At 60.9% G+C, this 14,747-nt stretch carries 10 protein-coding genes, 2 rRNA genes and 2 pseudogenes (1 of these 14 running past the window's edge); 12 read left to right on the top strand and 2 right to left on the bottom strand.

What is annotated here, in order from left to right; all coding sequences use genetic code 11:
- The 12 genes and pseudogenes from ACNQP3_RS22645 to ACNQP3_RS22590 all read left to right on the top strand — a co-directional run.
- Positions 1-439: ribosomal RNA gene (locus ACNQP3_RS22645) — 23S ribosomal RNA — on the top strand; it begins 2,454 nt to the left of the window's first position.
- Between the two features lie 136 nt (positions 440-575).
- A 5S ribosomal RNA gene (gene rrf, locus ACNQP3_RS22640) occupies positions 576-691 on the top strand.
- A gap of 260 nt (positions 692-951) precedes the next feature.
- Positions 952-2,595: an acetolactate synthase large subunit gene (locus ACNQP3_RS22635; RefSeq protein WP_012272225.1), complete on the top strand. Its 1,644-nt coding sequence runs from the start codon at positions 952-954 to the stop codon at positions 2,593-2,595.
- Between the two features lie 127 nt (positions 2,596-2,722).
- Positions 2,723-4,257 (top strand): annotated as a pseudogene (locus tag ACNQP3_RS22630) (FAD-dependent oxidoreductase).
- Positions 4,258-4,402: 145 nt separating this feature from the next.
- Complete coding sequence (locus tag ACNQP3_RS22625) at positions 4,403-5,299, top strand: nitrilase family protein (RefSeq protein WP_060514922.1); 897 nt, start codon at positions 4,403-4,405, stop codon at positions 5,297-5,299.
- A gap of 10 nt (positions 5,300-5,309) precedes the next feature.
- Positions 5,310-5,971: pseudogene (locus tag ACNQP3_RS22620) on the top strand (hypothetical protein).
- A complete protein-coding gene (locus ACNQP3_RS22615) occupies positions 5,968-6,957 on the top strand; it encodes an asparaginase (RefSeq protein WP_264316485.1) in 990 nt (329 codons plus the stop codon). Before ACNQP3_RS22620 ends, ACNQP3_RS22615 begins: the two are co-directional and overlap by 4 nt.
- A 92-nt stretch (positions 6,958-7,049) precedes the next feature.
- Positions 7,050-7,601: a UPF0149 family protein gene (locus tag ACNQP3_RS22610; protein WP_012273815.1), complete on the top strand. Its 552-nt coding sequence runs from the start codon at positions 7,050-7,052 to the stop codon at positions 7,599-7,601.
- A 136-nt stretch (positions 7,602-7,737) separates the two neighbouring features.
- Complete coding sequence (locus tag ACNQP3_RS22605; RefSeq protein WP_012273814.1) at positions 7,738-8,367, top strand: glutathione S-transferase family protein; 630 nt, start codon at positions 7,738-7,740, stop codon at positions 8,365-8,367.
- A gap of 27 nt (positions 8,368-8,394) precedes the next feature.
- The gene (locus ACNQP3_RS22600) at positions 8,395-10,431 is read left to right on the top strand and encodes a pyridoxamine 5'-phosphate oxidase family protein (protein WP_264316484.1); all 2,037 of its coding nucleotides are present in this window, start codon (positions 8,395-8,397) and stop codon (positions 10,429-10,431) included.
- Positions 10,432-10,503: 72 nt separating this feature from the next.
- Complete coding sequence (locus ACNQP3_RS22595) at positions 10,504-11,400, top strand: LysR family transcriptional regulator (RefSeq protein ID WP_012273812.1); 897 nt, start codon at positions 10,504-10,506, stop codon at positions 11,398-11,400.
- A 157-nt stretch (positions 11,401-11,557) separates the two neighbouring features.
- On the top strand, positions 11,558-12,853 hold the full coding sequence (locus ACNQP3_RS22590; RefSeq protein WP_041166576.1) for an MFS transporter: 1,296 nt from the start codon (positions 11,558-11,560) through the stop codon (positions 12,851-12,853).
- Between the two features lie 49 nt (positions 12,854-12,902).
- Here ACNQP3_RS22590 and ACNQP3_RS22585 read toward each other — a convergent pair whose 3' ends face one another.
- A complete protein-coding gene (locus ACNQP3_RS22585) occupies positions 12,903-13,772 on the bottom strand; it encodes an aldose 1-epimerase (RefSeq protein WP_012273810.1) in 870 nt (289 codons plus the stop codon).
- A gap of 25 nt (positions 13,773-13,797) precedes the next feature.
- Positions 13,798-14,721: an EamA family transporter gene (locus ACNQP3_RS22580; RefSeq protein ID WP_264316483.1), complete on the bottom strand. Its 924-nt coding sequence runs from the start codon at positions 14,719-14,721 to the stop codon at positions 13,798-13,800.
- Positions 14,722-14,747 lie beyond the last annotated feature (26 nt).

Below are 14,747 nucleotides of genomic sequence, written 5' to 3'. Positions count from 1 at the left end.
CCAAGAGTTCATATCGACGGCGGTGTTTGGCACCTCGATGTCGGCTCATCACATCCTGGGGCTGAAGCCGGTCCCAAGGGTATGGCTGTTCGCCATTTAAAGTGGTACGCGAGCTGGGTTTAGAACGTCGTGAGACAGTTCGGTCCCTATCTGCCGTGGACGTTTGAGATTTGAGAGGGGCTGCTCCTAGTACGAGAGGACCGGAGTGGACGAACCTCTGGTGTTCCGGTTGTCACGCCAGTGGCATTGCCGGGTAGCTATGTTCGGAAGAGATAACCGCTGAAAGCATCTAAGCGGGAAACTTGCCTCAAGATGAGATCTCACTGGGATCTTGAATCCCCTAAAGGGCCGTCGAAGACTACGACGTTGATAGGTTGGGTGTGTAAGCGCTGTGAGGCGTTGAGCTAACCAATACTAATTGCCCGTGAGGCTTGACCATATAACACCCAAGCAATTTGTGCGTCAGCCAAATTGCGGTGGTGAAGATGATACGAACCGAAAGTTCGCAACGAACCACACAATCACATATCCGAATTCGCTGGGCTGTCCATCTGGACATTCTGGCTACAGAATTTCTTGACGACCATAGAGCATTGGAACCACCTGATCCCATCCCGAACTCAGCAGTGAAACGATGCATCGCCGATGGTAGTGTGGGGTTTCCCCATGTGAGAGTAGGTCATCGTCAAGATTCATTTCGCAAAACCCCTATCTGCACATGCAGGTAGGGGTTTTGTCCTTTCGCCTGAAAATTGCAACTCCTACAGCCGCACAAGGCTGTTCCTACTGGTACCTGCGACAATATCCCATCGCATTAACGTGACTTTCCTGTTGCCCCCCTACGTCAAGACTTTGTTCAGGGCACTCCTGCCCCTGCACCTGGCGATGCCAGCGTACCGTGCTGCGCATTTCTGGACTTCCACCGTCCCATCACTTGAGGTAGCAAGCAAGATGGCCAAGGCCGCCGATGTCGTTGTGCAATGCCTGGAAAACGAAGGTGTCGAGTATGTATTCGGCATTCCTGGTGAGGAAAACCTCGACCTGCTCGAATCCCTGCGCAAGTCGAAGATCAAGCTGGTACTGACCCGTCACGAGCAGTCTGCAGGTTTCATGGCTGCCACCTACGGCCGCCTGACCGGCAAGACCGGCGTCAGCCTGTCGACCCTCGGCCCTGGCGCCACCAACCTGGTCACCGCCAGCGCCTATGCCTACCTGGGCGGCATGCCGATGATGATGATCACCGGGCAGAAGCCGATCAAGAAGTCCAAGCAGGGCCGCTTCCAGATCATTGACGTGTGCGGCATGATGGACCCCATCACCAAGTACACCCACCAGTTCGCCTCGGCCGACAACATCCCGTCGCGCATGCGCGAAGCCTTCCGCCTGGCCGAAGAAGAAAAGCCGGGGGCGGTACACCTGGAACTGCCAGAAGACATCGCCGCCGAGCAGACTGATGCACTGCCGATCCCGCGCAGCCTGCACCGCCGCCCGCTGGCCGAGCACGTGGCCATCGAAGCAGCCGTCGAGAAACTGCTGAACGCCCGTAACCCGATCCTGGTGATCGGCGCAGGCGCCAACCGCAAGATGACCGCCAAGGTCCTCAAGCAACTGATCGACAAGACCGGCATCCCGTTCATCACCACCCAGATGGGTAAAGGTGTGGTCGACGAGCGCCACCCGCGCTTCCTGGGCAACGCCGCGCTGTCGTCGGGTGACTTCGTTCACCGCGCCGTCGAAGCGGCCGACCTGATCATCAACATCGGCCACGACGTGATCGAGAAGCCGCCATTCTTCATGGTCCGTGGCGGCACCGAGGTCATTCACATCAACTTCCGCTCCGCTGAAGTCGATGCCGTGTACTTCCCGCAGGTTGAAGTGATCGGCGACATTGCCAACGCTGTTTGGCAGATCAGCGAAGCGCTGAACGACACGTCGCACTGGGACTTCACCCGCCTGATGGCCATTCGTGAAGCCAACGAAGCACAGATCGCCGAAGGTGCCGACGATAACCGCTTCCCGGTCTACCCGCAGCGCCTGGTGGCCGACATCCGTCGTGTACTGCCGTCCGAAGGCATCGTTGCCCTGGACAACGGCATCTACAAGATCTGGTTCGCCCGTAACTACAAGGCGCACAAGCCCAACACCGTGCTGCTGGACAACGCCCTGGCGACCATGGGCGCCGGCTTGCCATCGGCGATGGCCGCGCACCTGGTGCACCCGGACCGCCCGGTGATTTCGGTGTGCGGTGACGGTGGCTTTATGATGAACAGCCAGGAGCTGGAAACTGCGGTACGTCTGGGCATGCACATCACCGTGGTGATCCTGCGTGACGACGGCTATGGCATGATCCGCTGGAAGCAGGCCAACATGGGCTTCACCGATTTCGGCCTGGACTACGGCAACCCGGACTTCGTCAAATACGCCGAAGCCTATGGTGCCAATGGCCACCGCGTGGAAAGCGCCGAAGGCCTGCTGCCGCTGCTGGAACACTGCATCAAGACCCCAGGCGTGCACGTGATCGACTGCCCGGTCGACTACAGCGAGAACGACCGCATCCTCAACAGCGAGTTGCGTGAGCGCGCGCTGGCGGTATAACGTCCAACGCAAGCCAACACCCACAGGCCTTTCTCGATTCTGTGGGTGTTGGTGACACATAACCAACACTCCGCACATCTCAACTCGATCATGCTCAGGCTTCTCAATTCATGGAGCGCCCGAGAACATGACCATCGGTTCGACCCACAACTATCCTGCTGATCTGGCCCTTGAGCCATCCTTGCCCTTGCAGCCGTGGGCCGCACGGTTTCCGAATCCACCAGACCTCTGCTTCGATTACCGACGTCTGGTTGAACAACCGGGAGGCGTTGCAAGTGCCGCCCAACCGGAACATCGGATCTGCATTGTCGGTGCTGGTGTCACAGGGTTAACTGCTGCTCGGGAATTGCTACGCTGTGGTTTCACCCGCATCACCTTGATAGAGCAGTCGCAGCGTGTGGGCGGTCGCCACCTGACTGTGGTGAACAAAGGCGGTAATCACAAGCAGCCTTCAACGCCATTCGAGATGGGGGCCATGCGTATACCTTTGTTCAGCAGGACAGGCGAACCGCCTAAAGATGGACGCTCGCTTATGGCCTATTACGCCAAGCTGTTCGAGCTACGGCTTTCCGAATTTCCAAACCCTGGGACACCCTGGGTGAATGCAACGGGTATCTATCTTCGGAATGGACAACTAGAAGGAGAGGAGAAGCCAGAGCTGCTGATTTGGCGAAATCCAGAAGGGAATACCCCTCCACCTACAGCCACACTGCAAAAGGTCTATGAAAAATGGTACCGCTTCGCCGGGCAGTTTGCCGAGCGCATCGCTGTGGTATATGGCACGCAATGCTGGGCGTCGATATGGCAGAGTGTTGTCGAGCGCTATCACCTGATGTCATTCAGGGATTTGGTACATTTGCCGGTGCTGACAGCGTGGGACCCCGCCAACCCTGGTGATTTCGGTGGGTTGGGCATGAGCCGTGAAGAGTCGGCCATTTTCTATTCCATCGGCATTGGTGATGGGAGCTGGGGAGCGTTCTATGACGTCTGCTGCCTTTACCCACTACGTACAGCAATTTTGGGTTTCAGCAGCCATTTGCAGCTGGTGCATGGCCGTGTCGATAAGGAAGGTGTGCCATATGCTGCACCGTATCTGGAGGCCAGCACTGTGCCTGATAGCAGAGGGCTGATGTTCAACGGGCCGGCTTATATTGGGCACTCCCGCAGTCGATTATGGACGCATGGAACCACGCTCATTGGGAAACCAGCTGCAAGGTCTATGCGCCACTGAAGAAGCACTATCTGGACCGCAACTCGGCGCTACCGCAGATTCTCGTCACCGACAGCTTTGTCCACGACGTCTATGCCTACCGATACAACGACCATTACGCCGATGACTGCATGAAGCCATATCGCCCTATATCGATACCCGAAACATTTGCATACAGCGCTGGATGACGGACAAAAATGCGCTCGGCTGCGCGAAGCTGTATCGAGCAGGTACCTACTATGACGCGGTCGGGCTGATGAAATACAACCGCGATTTCAGCCCGCTCAGGGCTGTATCTGGCTGGAGAGTCTTTCTCTGTTGACGCCGGCTGGACCGAGCCGTGTTTGCGTACCGCGCTGGATGCAGTCATCAACCTCTGCCATCGAACTTCAGCGGCGTTCAATGGTGGCTTCACCCTTGAGGACTACCCCCATTATCAAGTTGGGAAATAGCGGCGCCCGAGCGTTTCTGTGAGACTTTTCCTATTGCAATTATTCGCTTGTCTGTCGACCCCATAGGACTCACCCGACTGTCCCCGCCAAGCCGAACCCCGCTCTACTGGCGACCTTCCAAAACAACCACAAGAAGGAAGCCGCCATGTCTGAACACAGCACCCCCGTCAGCCCTGTCCGTATTGCCGTCATCCAGTACGACCCTCAGGTCGGGGTCGAACACAGCGACGGCAATTTGAGCAAAGGCTTGGCACTGGCTCGACGCGCGGCGCGTGAAGGCGCCAATCTGATCGTGCTGCCCGAGCTGGCCAACACCGGCTATACCTTCCACTCCCGTGCCGAGGCCTACGCCCATGCCGAGACGTTGCAGGAGGGCCGCAGCCTGAAAGCCTGGGCAGCGTTCGCCAGAGAGCACCGGGTGTATCTGGCAGCGGGTTTCACCGAGCGTGATGGACTGAAGCTATACGACAGTGCCGCACTGTTCGGCCCCAACGGCCTGCTAGGGCATTACCGCAAGGCTCACCTATGGAACCAGGAGAAGCTCTGGTTCACCCCGGGCAACCTCGGGTTCCCTGTGTTCGAGACACCTATCGGTCGTATAGGCCTGTTGATCTGCTGGGATATCTGGTTCCCTGAAGTGCCGCGGCTTATGGCCGCACAAGGCGCCGACATCATTTGCAGTTTGAACAATTGGGTGTGGACTCCACCCCCCCTGTTCGACGAAGCAGGTCGTTGCATGGCCTCGTACCTGACCATGACCGCCGCGCACGTAAACAATGTCTACATTGCCGCCGCCAACCGTATCGGCAATGAACGGGGAGGGCGCTTTCTCGGTTGTTCATTGATCGCCGGTACCAATGGTTGGCCTATCGGGGAGGTTGCCAGTGCGCAGGAGGAGGCCATTCTGTATGCCGACGTCGACCTTAGCAGCGCGCGTTCAGCACCGATCTGGAACAGCCTCAACGACCTGCAGCGTGACCGCCGCACCGACCTCTATGATGCGTCGCTTGGCTATCGCCTGCATACGCCTATGCCACGCTGAGGGGGCGCGTATGAAGGCATTACGTTTGTCCAGTCGGCAGCGCTCCCCTGTGTTGCTCTTCATTTGCTTGTTGATACTGCTGGTAGCCAGCCTAGCGCTGGGCCAATGGCCGGACTACGCGCAACTGGCGGCGACACTCGATCAGCCGCTAAGCCGCTTGCGCTGGATAGTGGGTGATATCAGCGAGGTGGCATTCTACAAACATGAACTGCCTGCTCTGGGCTTGTTGCTAGGGGCTTGCCTGGCGCATTGGGCCCATGTTCGCGGGTATCGATGGCAAGGTTTTGCCATCTGCTATGGCAGCGGGCTGTGGCCCCGGCTGCACCGGCATACGGTTCAATGCTGGTGATGCACATTGTGGCAGGGCAGGCCCTGGCGTCCCTGGTTGGTGTCGTCATCTGGCGTAGCCAGTGGCAAGCCCGTGGGTGGTACCCTACCTACATTCCGATTGTCTCGATCGTTCCGGCCGCGGTGCTGACGCATGGCGGCAGCTGGGAAGTCGTGGTGAGCAGTGCTGTGCTGGGGGCGCTGGTGGCTCCGCCGCTGGCGGTGGCGATCACGCGCCGGTTGCCGGCCTATGTGCATGGCTACATTGGCAACGTGATGTCGATGGCCATCAGCACGCTGGGAATTGTGCCGTTGATCGGGTTACTTGTGGGAGGAGACGCATGATTGAGCATTCAAGCCTGCCCAGGCTGTCGATCGCCAGTTTAGGGGGTACCGTCAGCATGCAGGCTGGGGCTGCTGGCTGTGGCGTGGCCCCAACCCTGGATTGTGAGCAGCAACTGCTTCAAGTCCCACAGTTGCGCGAAATGGCGCAGTTGAACGTTGCTTCATTGTCCCTGGCCCCCAGTGCATCGCTGGGATTCGCGGCGTTGTTGGATGTGCTGGTTTGGGCTCGTAGCGAGGTGGAGCGCGGTGCCCAGGCGGTGATCCTGACCCAAGGCACCGACAGCCTTGAGGAAGCGGCCTATTTCCTTGATCTGCTCTGGCCATTCGATGCACCGTTGGTGATGACCGGTGCCATGCGCTCGGCCAGCCAGGTGGGCAACGATGGCCCGGCCAACCTGCTGGCTGCGGCACAGGTTGCATTGGCACAAGGCAGCCGTGGGCGTGGTGTACTGGTGGTGATGAATGATCAGGTCCATTGCGCGGCAAGGGTTCGCAAGATGGCCAGCCTGGCGATGGCGGCTTTCGAGTCACCAGGCTTCGGCCCTTCGGCGGAAGTTGTAGAGGGTGTTGTGGTCTATCGCCATCCGCCAGGTCGTCGGGCTGTGCTGCCGTTACCGGGCCGAACCGACCAGCGCGTTGCCCTTCTGGAGGCTTGTCTGGATGTGGACACAGCGCTGCTGCAGGCTGTGGCTCCATTGGGCTATGAAGGGCTGGTCATTGCTGGTTTCGGTGCTGGGCACGTTTCCGGTACTTGGTCCGATGTGCTGGAGCATCTGGCGCCCACCTTGCCGGTCATTGTAGCCACCCGCACAGGTAGAGGCCCTACAGCCCGGACAACATACGGGTTTGCAGGCTCCGAGATCGACCTGCAGCGCAAAGGCGTGCAAATGGCCGGGCACCTCTGCCCGCGCAAGTGCCGCATCTTGCTTTGGCTGCTGATTGGCACCGAACGGCAGCATGAGTTGCAGGGCTGGTTGGCCATCTGAGGAATCTGCCCGCGCAGTGGTGCTCGCGGGCAGCCCTTGCGCCGTTGCTGTGCTAGGGTGCACACACTTTTGCTTCCCAGGATTTTCACCCCATGCTCCCCGTACTCAGCGAAAAAGAACTCGACCGCCTCGAAGACCTGCTGATCACCTATGGCAACGACTACTCGGTACTCAACCTGGCCGAGCTCAATGGTTTCTTCACCGCGCTGGCCAGTTCACCGGTAACCGTGACCCCGGAACATTGGTTGCCAGCCGCTGCCGGTGGCAAGGTGCCAAAGTTCAAGAAGCCGGCACATGAAGAGGCTTATGTGGCGTTGATGCTGCGCTATGCCAGCCAAGTGGCGGAAGAGCTGAGCGATGATGTCGACCAGTTCGAGCCGCTGTTCGAAGAAAGGGAAGACGAGCAGGGCACTGTGATCGTGATGGAGGAATGGTGCTTCGGCTACATGCGCGGTACCCAGATTGCCGGTTGGGGCGAGTTGCCGCAGGAGCAGGACCAACTGCTCAAGGCGATTTCGCTGCATGGGTTGGAGGACAATTTCGAACTGCTGGACCAGATGAGCGAAGCGGATATCCAGGCCTGCGTACCGCAGGTTGTCGAGGCTTCGCGCGGGTTGTTCCGCTATTTCAAGAAACTGAACTGACCACCTGCACGTTCTGGAAACCATTATTCCGCTGCGCGAAATTATGGTTTCCCCTGCGCACTGATTCTGCTGCCAGCCGATCCAGTGCAGCATGTGCTCCATCAGCCCATCCCGGTGCTGACCAGGAGCCAAGCCCATGTCGAACCCGATCAAGCTCTACAACTTCCCCAAGTCTGGCCACGCCCATCGCATCGAGCTGATGCTCTCGCTGCTGAACCTGCCCACAGAGCTGGTGTTCGTCGACCTGGCCAAAGGTGCACACAAGCAGCCGGACTTCCTTGCCCTCAACCCGTTTGGCCAGGTCCCGGTCATCGATGACAACGGTACGGTGATCGCCGATTCCAATGCCATCCTCGTCTACTTGGCGAAAAAGTATGACAACGGCACTTGGTTGCCCGAAGAGCCTGCTGCCGCTGCCCGTGTGCAACGTTGGCTGTCAGTCGCTGCCGGTCCGCTGGCCTTCGGCCCGGCTGCGGCCCGCCTGGTGACGGTGTTCGGGGCTTCGTTCAATACCGACGAAGTGATTGGCCGTGCCCACACCCTGCTCAAGGTGATCGATACAGAGCTAGCCAGGACGCCATTCCTGGCGGGCAGCACGCCCACCATCGCCGACATTGCCAATTACTCGTACATCGCCCACGCGCCCGAAGGCAACGTGTCGCTGGAACCCTATGCCAACGTGCGCAGCTGGCTGGCACGGATCGAGTCACTGCCAGGCTTCGTGCCCATGCCACGCACAGTGATCGGGCTGCAGACCAGCGCCTGACACCCCGCCATCGGGAGGAACGCCGCCATGCAACAGCCCCCGGACCATCGCCCCTCGCCCTGGCATGCGGGCGAGAAGACCCTGCAGGAAAAGGTCGGTGTAGCAGAGCGCATGGAGGCGTTCGGGCAAAAGGTCATTCGTGACTACATGCCCGACCAGCACCGTACTTTCTATCATCAGTTACCTTTCATGATCGCCGCCAGCGTGGATACCCTGGGTCGGCCGTGGGCCACCCTGCTGGAGGGGCCAGAAGGGTTTGTCAGCTCGCCCGACCCTCGCCTGCTGACCATCGATACCACGTTGCCAGCGGACGACCCCGCCACCCCTGGGCTGGTAGCAGGAGAGGCGGTCGGCCTGTTGGGTATCGAGTTGCACACCCGTCGGCGCAATCGCATCAATGGGCAAATCCGTCAGGCTGCACAAGGGCAACTGCAGGTGGCCGTGGAGCAGTCGTTCGGCAACTGCCCGCAGTACATTCAGTTGCGTGATTACACCCGTGTCGACCAACCCCCGCAGGGGCGCGTTGACGCCCCTGAACTGGATGCCACGACTGCCAGCATGATCGAGGGCGCCGATACCTTCTTCGTCGCCAGCTATGTCGAGCACGGCAATGGCCAGCGCTCGGTGGATGTCTCCCATCGGGGTGGTCGGCCAGGGTTCATCAAGGTCGAAGGCAGCCTTCTGACCATTCCCGACTACGCTGGCAACCTGCACTTCAACACCTTGGGCAATTTGCTGGTCAACCCGCAGGCAGGCTTGCTGTTCATCGATTTCAGTAACGGTAATGTTCTGCAGGTATGCGGGCGTGCCGAGGTGCTGCTGGACAGCCCTGCCATCCAGGCTTTTGAAGGTGCCGAGCGGTTATGGACGCTGCAGGTCGAGCAGGTGGTGTGGCGCCCGGCTGCGGTCTCACTGCGCTGGGCCTTCAAGGCGTACGCACCGACCAGCCTGATGACGGGTACCTGGGCCGAGGCCGACGCGCGCCTGGAGCAACGCCGGCAACAGCGCCAATGGCAAGCCTGGCGTGTGCTGCGGGTGGAGCAGGAAAGCCGTGATATCCGCTCGTTCTACCTTGAGCCACCGGCCGGTAGCCGTGTGGCCTTCGCGCCAGGCCAGCATCTTCCTGTGCAAGTGCAGCGTGATTGCGAGGCTGCGCTGATCCGCACCTACAGCCTGTCCAGTGCACCCGCTGATGGCTACCTGCGCATCAGCGTCAAGGCCCAGGGCCCGGCCTCGCGCTATTTGCACGAGCGCATCGTGGCGGGTGATGTGTTGAACGTGCGCCCACCGATGGGCAGCTTTACGCTCGACCAGCAAAGCACACGGCCGCTGGTGCTGATTGGTGCAGGTGTGGGTATTACGCCCTTGCTGGCCATGCTGCGTGAGCAGGTGAGCACGGGGCAGGCCCGGCGAATTCATTTGTTTCATGGCGCGCGCAGCCTGGCCGAATTGCCGTTTCAGCAGGAGCTGGCGAGTTTGCAGCAGCAGGCCGCTGGGTTGTTGCGCGTGCACCGTGCCCTCAGCCAACCGGAAGGGCATGCGCGGGTCGGTCGCGATTTCGAGTTTATCGGGCGATTGGGCATCGAGCAGGTCAAGGCGACGCTGGCGCTGGACGACTATGACTTCTACCTGTGCGGCCCAGGCAGCTTTACCCAGGCATTGTATGAAGGGCTGCGCGGGGTGCATGTGCCGGATGCGCGGATTCACGCCGAGGCCTTTGGCCCGTCGACGCTGCGCCGGCACACGGATGACGGGCGGCCCACCGTGCAACACCTACCCGCTGCCAACGAGCCGGTGCCGGTGTATTTTGCGGCTTCGGCGAAGGAGGCACGCTGGACGCCCGGTAGCGGTACGTTATTGGAGTTGGCCGAGGCGCGTGGGTTGGCGCCAGAGTTCAGTTGCCGGGGCGGCTCGTGCGGCACCTGCAAGACCAAGCTCGTCAGTGGCCAGGTGCATTACCCGAACCTACCGGCAGAGCTGCCGGAGGCGGGTTCGGTACTGATCTGTTGTGCTGTGCCGGCACATCAGGAAGAGGGCGCACAGGCCCTGGTGCTGGAAATCTGATATGCCTGTCCTGCAAGCATAAAACGCCCGGATATCCGATAATCTCCACCCCCTCCGATGCCAGGAGCTCGCATGGACCAGATCCACCTGATGAAGGTGTTCGTTGCCGTCGGCGAACTGGAAAGCTTCGCCGCCGCTGCTCGCCGCCTGGACATCTCGCCAGCCGCCGTCACCCGCGCCGTCAGCGCTCTGGAAGACCAGCTCGGGGTCAAGCTGCTGCTGCGTACTACCCGCAGCGTGCGCCTGACCGAGGCCGGCGGGCGCTATCTGGAAGACACGCGGCATATCCTTGCCAGCATTCACGAAGCCAACGAGGCGGCTGCCGGTATCAACGCCACCCCCAAGGGCGACCTGGCAGTGACCGCGCCGATCCTGTTCGGCAAGAAGTTCGTCATGCCGTGCATCGTCCGCTACTTGCAGCAGTACCCGGAAGTCGATGTTTCCGCCTACTTCCTCGACCGTGTTGTGAACATGGTCGAGGAGGGCATGGACGTGGCCGTGCGCATCGGTCCTTTGCCCGACTCCGGGTTGAAGGCGTTGCGGGTGGGCAGGGTGCGTCGCATGTTGTGTGCCTCGCCCGACTACCTGGCGCGTCATGGCGTACCGGAGCACCCGTCGGACCTGGCAGGGCATGCGGTGATCGGCACCACCAACCTTTCGCCACGGGCCGGTTGGCGCTTTGGGGTCACCGATGAGCCGACGCTGGTACGCATGAAGCCGCGGCTGACGGTAACCAGCAATGATGGGGCAATCGCAGCGGCCAGCGGCGGGCTGGGGATTGCCCGGCTGCTGTCGTACCAAGTGGCAGAAGAGCTGGCCAGCGGGCAACTGCAGGTGATCCTGGCCGAGTACGAGGAGGCGCCCTGGCCCATTCATGTGCTGCACCGCGAAAGCAAGTACGGCTCGGCCAAGGTCAGGGCCTTTATCGACATGCTGGCGCAGGCCCTGCGAGCCCAGCAGCTTGATTGAGGTCGTACAACATAGCTGCGAACAGCTAGAAATAATAAGTGTTGTACGACGACATATGACGTGGCAATCTTCCACCTGAAACAATTTGTCGCAAATAGCCCCCGTCGGCCTTTGCGCCAATCACCCGCAACTCTAAAAACAAAAATTCAGGTGAACCATGAAGATGAAAGGCATCCGTTGGTGGATGGTCAGCCTTGTCACGGCCGGGCTCGTCGTCAACTACCTCGCCCGCAATACCCTCTCGGTGGCTGCCCCCACCTTGATGACCGACCTTTCCATCAGTACCGAGCAATACGCCAAGATCGTCGCCGCCTGGCAGGTGTGCTACGCCCTCATGCAGCCGGTGGCCGGCTGGTTCATCGACTTCATCGGCACCAAGCTGGGCTTTGCCGTGTTCGCCATGGCCTGGTCTGTGGCCTGTGCCGGCGCGGCCTTGGCTACAGGCTGGCAGAGCATGGCATTCATGCGCGGGCTGCTGGGCATGACCGAGGCCGCGGGCTTGCCGGCCGGGGTCAAGGCTACTACCGAGTGGTTCCCGGCCAAGGAGCGTTCGGTGGCGATCGGTTGGTTCAATATCGGCTCGTCGCTTGGCGCCTTGCTGGCGCCGCCACTGGTGGTGTGGGCGATCCTGCACAGTGGCTGGCAACTGGCGTTCGTCATTGTTGGCGCGTCAGGCATTGTCTGGACGTTGCTGTGGATGCTGCTGTACAAGCACCCGCGTGACCAGAAGCGCCTGAGCGATGAGGAACGGGACTACATCCTTGCCGGGCAGGAAGCGCACTTCAAACAGGACACCCGCGAGAAGGGCGCGTGGAAGCGCATCTTCAAAACCCGCAACTTCTACGCCATCGCATCGGCGCGAATTCTTTCCGAGCCCGCCTGGCAAACCTTCAATGCCTGGATCCCGCTGTACCTGATGACCGAGCGGCACATGAACATCAAGGAAGTGGCGATGTTCGCCTGGCTGCCGTTCCTGGCGGCCGATATCGGCTGTGTGCTGGGCGGTTACCTAAGCCCGTTGTTCCACCGCTACTTCAAGGTGTCGCTGTTCACCTCGCGCAAGATGGTGCTGGTGTTCGGTGCCAGTTGCATGATCGGCCCGGCCTGCATCGGCCTGGTGGAAAGCCCGTACACCGCGATCCTGTTGCTGTGCATTGGCGGCTTTGCCCACCAGACGCTGTCGGGGGCGCTGTACTCGATCACTTCGGATTCGTTCAGTAAGGACCAGGTGGCCACGGCGACCGGCATGGGTGGCATGTGCGGCTATCTGGGGGCGGCGGTGTTCACCCTGGTGTTCGGCGTGCTGGTCACGCAGATTGGCTACAGCCCGTTGTTCGTGGTGCTGGCAGCGTTCGATATCGTGGCGGCGGTGCTGGTGTGGAAGGTGGCGCGCGAAGTGAGTGGCGAGTCTTCTGTCAGGAAGATGGCAAGCTCGACCGAGGCACTGGCATAAGGCTTGAGATTTTGGGGCCGCTTTGCAGCCCCAATTCCAGGCAGCTCCCTTACAGCGCCTGATACTGCATCCTGAACCCAAGGTTCATCGCTTCCCCACGCTGCAGCAACCGCAACCCCGGCCGCCCTGGCAAGTGATGCGCATTAACCGGGTGGCTTACCGGCTCAAAGCAGAAAAAGCCTTGCCCTTGCGGGCAGAACAGCAAGAAGTGCTCAGCCCCGCTGGCACTGCACGTCAGTCGATGACCCGCGCTTGGCTGTTCAATCACACACTCCCCCGGCCAACCACTGAAGGCATGATCGACGACGCTCTCAGGCAAAAGCCCCATGGCATTGAAACGCCACGGTTCAGGCACTTCGGCCTGATACGACGGCAACCGCCCATCCTCGGCCAGCCACACCTTGCGCGCCGCCGCGTACAGTTTGGTATCGGGATAGCGCGGAAAGTAAGGGTGCAAACCCAGCCCATACCAGGTCGCCAGCGCTTCCAGGTGCACCACATGCAGGTCCAGGTTCAGGCAGCCCTCATGCAAGTGCACATCCAGCGTGGCTTGGTAGGCAAACGGCACGGCACTGTCCAGCCTCAGCCGCGCACGTCGTTCGCTGTGGTGCTCTACCTGCCAGGCCTGCTGCCAGGCACTTCCATGAATCGGGTATGGATCATGCTCGGTGTTCGGTGCCAGTGCCTGCCAGCCCTCGGGCTGGGCAAAGCCACCCTCGGCAATGCGGTTGGACCACGGTGCCAGCGGGTAACAGGCCAACCGCCTCGGGGTGCCACTGGCCAGCGCAGCCGTGTCGGAATGGCGCAGCAACGGCTGGCCGGTTGCCTTCACTTCCCAGTTCACCAGGCTGGCGCCCACCCCCGGTGCCAGGCTCAGACGGGTTAGGCGGTCCTGCAGGTGCAGCTCGGTCACAGCCATGCAAGGCTCCTTTCTGGGTGATCGATCAATGGGGCCGACGGTAGGTGAGCAGCACGATGCCGCACACCACCACGGCGCCCCCGACCAGTTGCAGGGGGCTCAGGTGCTGATCGAGCAAGGCCCAGCCCAGCAGCAAGGTGGCGATGGGTTCAACGTTCATGACTGGCGCGTTCTGCGCCATGTTCAGGCGAGGTACACAAACGAACAGCAAGGTGAAGGCTAGGCCGTACAACACCACCAGGCAGGCCAGGGCCGCCCAGCCGCTGCTGCTGCCTGGTAGTGACAGGCCGGACGGCATCACCCCGCTTGCGCCTGCAATCAGCATGCTGGAGAACACGATCAGCAAGGTCAGCAGGCTGCGCACGGGGCCCCGCACGCTGGCCAATTTGTGGTCGGTGATCCACAAGGCGCAGGCAAAGGCACAGGCGGCGCCAAAGGCCAGGCTGATGCCCGTTGCCCAGTGCGGGTTGGCCGCGCCACTGTCGGCCAGGCGTGCCGGCACATCCAGTGCCAGTACCAGACCGCACAGGATCAGGCCCATGAACAGCACCGTGCGGCCGGTGGGGCGTGCGCCACCCAGTGTCCAAGTGAGCAGTGCCAGCAGCATCGGAAAGGTGTTGCCCACCAGCAGCGCCAGGGCGACCGGGATGCGCGCTACCGCCGAATACAGGCACAGGCTCTGGGTGGCGATCAGCAGGCCGAGCAGCAGTTGCCAGTGCCGGGTACCGGCAGGCAGGCCCAGCGCCTGGCGTTGCCACACCAGCAGGCCGGCCAGCACCAGCAAGGTAATACCTGAGCGGCAGAGGATCGCCAGCAACACGCCGGTGCCGTCATCGAAGGCGATGCGTGCGGCAATGTGGTTGCCGGCGAATGAGCAGGCCAGCAAAGCCAGCAGGGCAATGGCCAGCTTGCGTGGGAACAAGGGGGAAACAGAGGAGGGGACAGCCATGTGCAGGATCCGTTTGCAGATAGAGC

Source organism: Pseudomonas sp. LFS074 (genome assembly GCF_047978165.1).
Lineage (GTDB): Bacteria > Pseudomonadota > Gammaproteobacteria > Pseudomonadales > Pseudomonadaceae > Aquipseudomonas > Aquipseudomonas putida_P.
This window is presented reverse-complemented; position numbering and strand designations above follow the sequence as displayed.

Coding starts and splice junctions, on each gene's coding strand:
- ACNQP3_RS22635 (WP_012272225.1), top strand. CDS start 952: ATGGCCAAGGCCGCCGATGTCGTTGTGCAATGCCTGGAAAACGAAGGT.
- ACNQP3_RS22625 (WP_060514922.1), top strand. CDS start 4,403: ATGTCTGAACACAGCACCCCCGTCAGCCCTGTCCGTATTGCCGTCATC.
- ACNQP3_RS22615 (WP_264316485.1), top strand. CDS start 5,968: ATGATTGAGCATTCAAGCCTGCCCAGGCTGTCGATCGCCAGTTTAGGG.
- ACNQP3_RS22610 (WP_012273815.1), top strand. CDS start 7,050: ATGCTCCCCGTACTCAGCGAAAAAGAACTCGACCGCCTCGAAGACCTG.
- ACNQP3_RS22605 (WP_012273814.1), top strand. CDS start 7,738: ATGTCGAACCCGATCAAGCTCTACAACTTCCCCAAGTCTGGCCACGCC.
- ACNQP3_RS22600 (WP_264316484.1), top strand. CDS start 8,395: ATGCAACAGCCCCCGGACCATCGCCCCTCGCCCTGGCATGCGGGCGAG.
- ACNQP3_RS22595 (WP_012273812.1), top strand. CDS start 10,504: ATGGACCAGATCCACCTGATGAAGGTGTTCGTTGCCGTCGGCGAACTG.
- ACNQP3_RS22590 (WP_041166576.1), top strand. CDS start 11,558: ATGAAGATGAAAGGCATCCGTTGGTGGATGGTCAGCCTTGTCACGGCC.
- ACNQP3_RS22585 (WP_012273810.1), bottom strand. CDS start 13,772: ATGGCTGTGACCGAGCTGCACCTGCAGGACCGCCTAACCCGTCTGAGC.
- ACNQP3_RS22580 (WP_264316483.1), bottom strand. CDS start 14,721: ATGGCTGTCCCCTCCTCTGTTTCCCCCTTGTTCCCACGCAAGCTGGCC.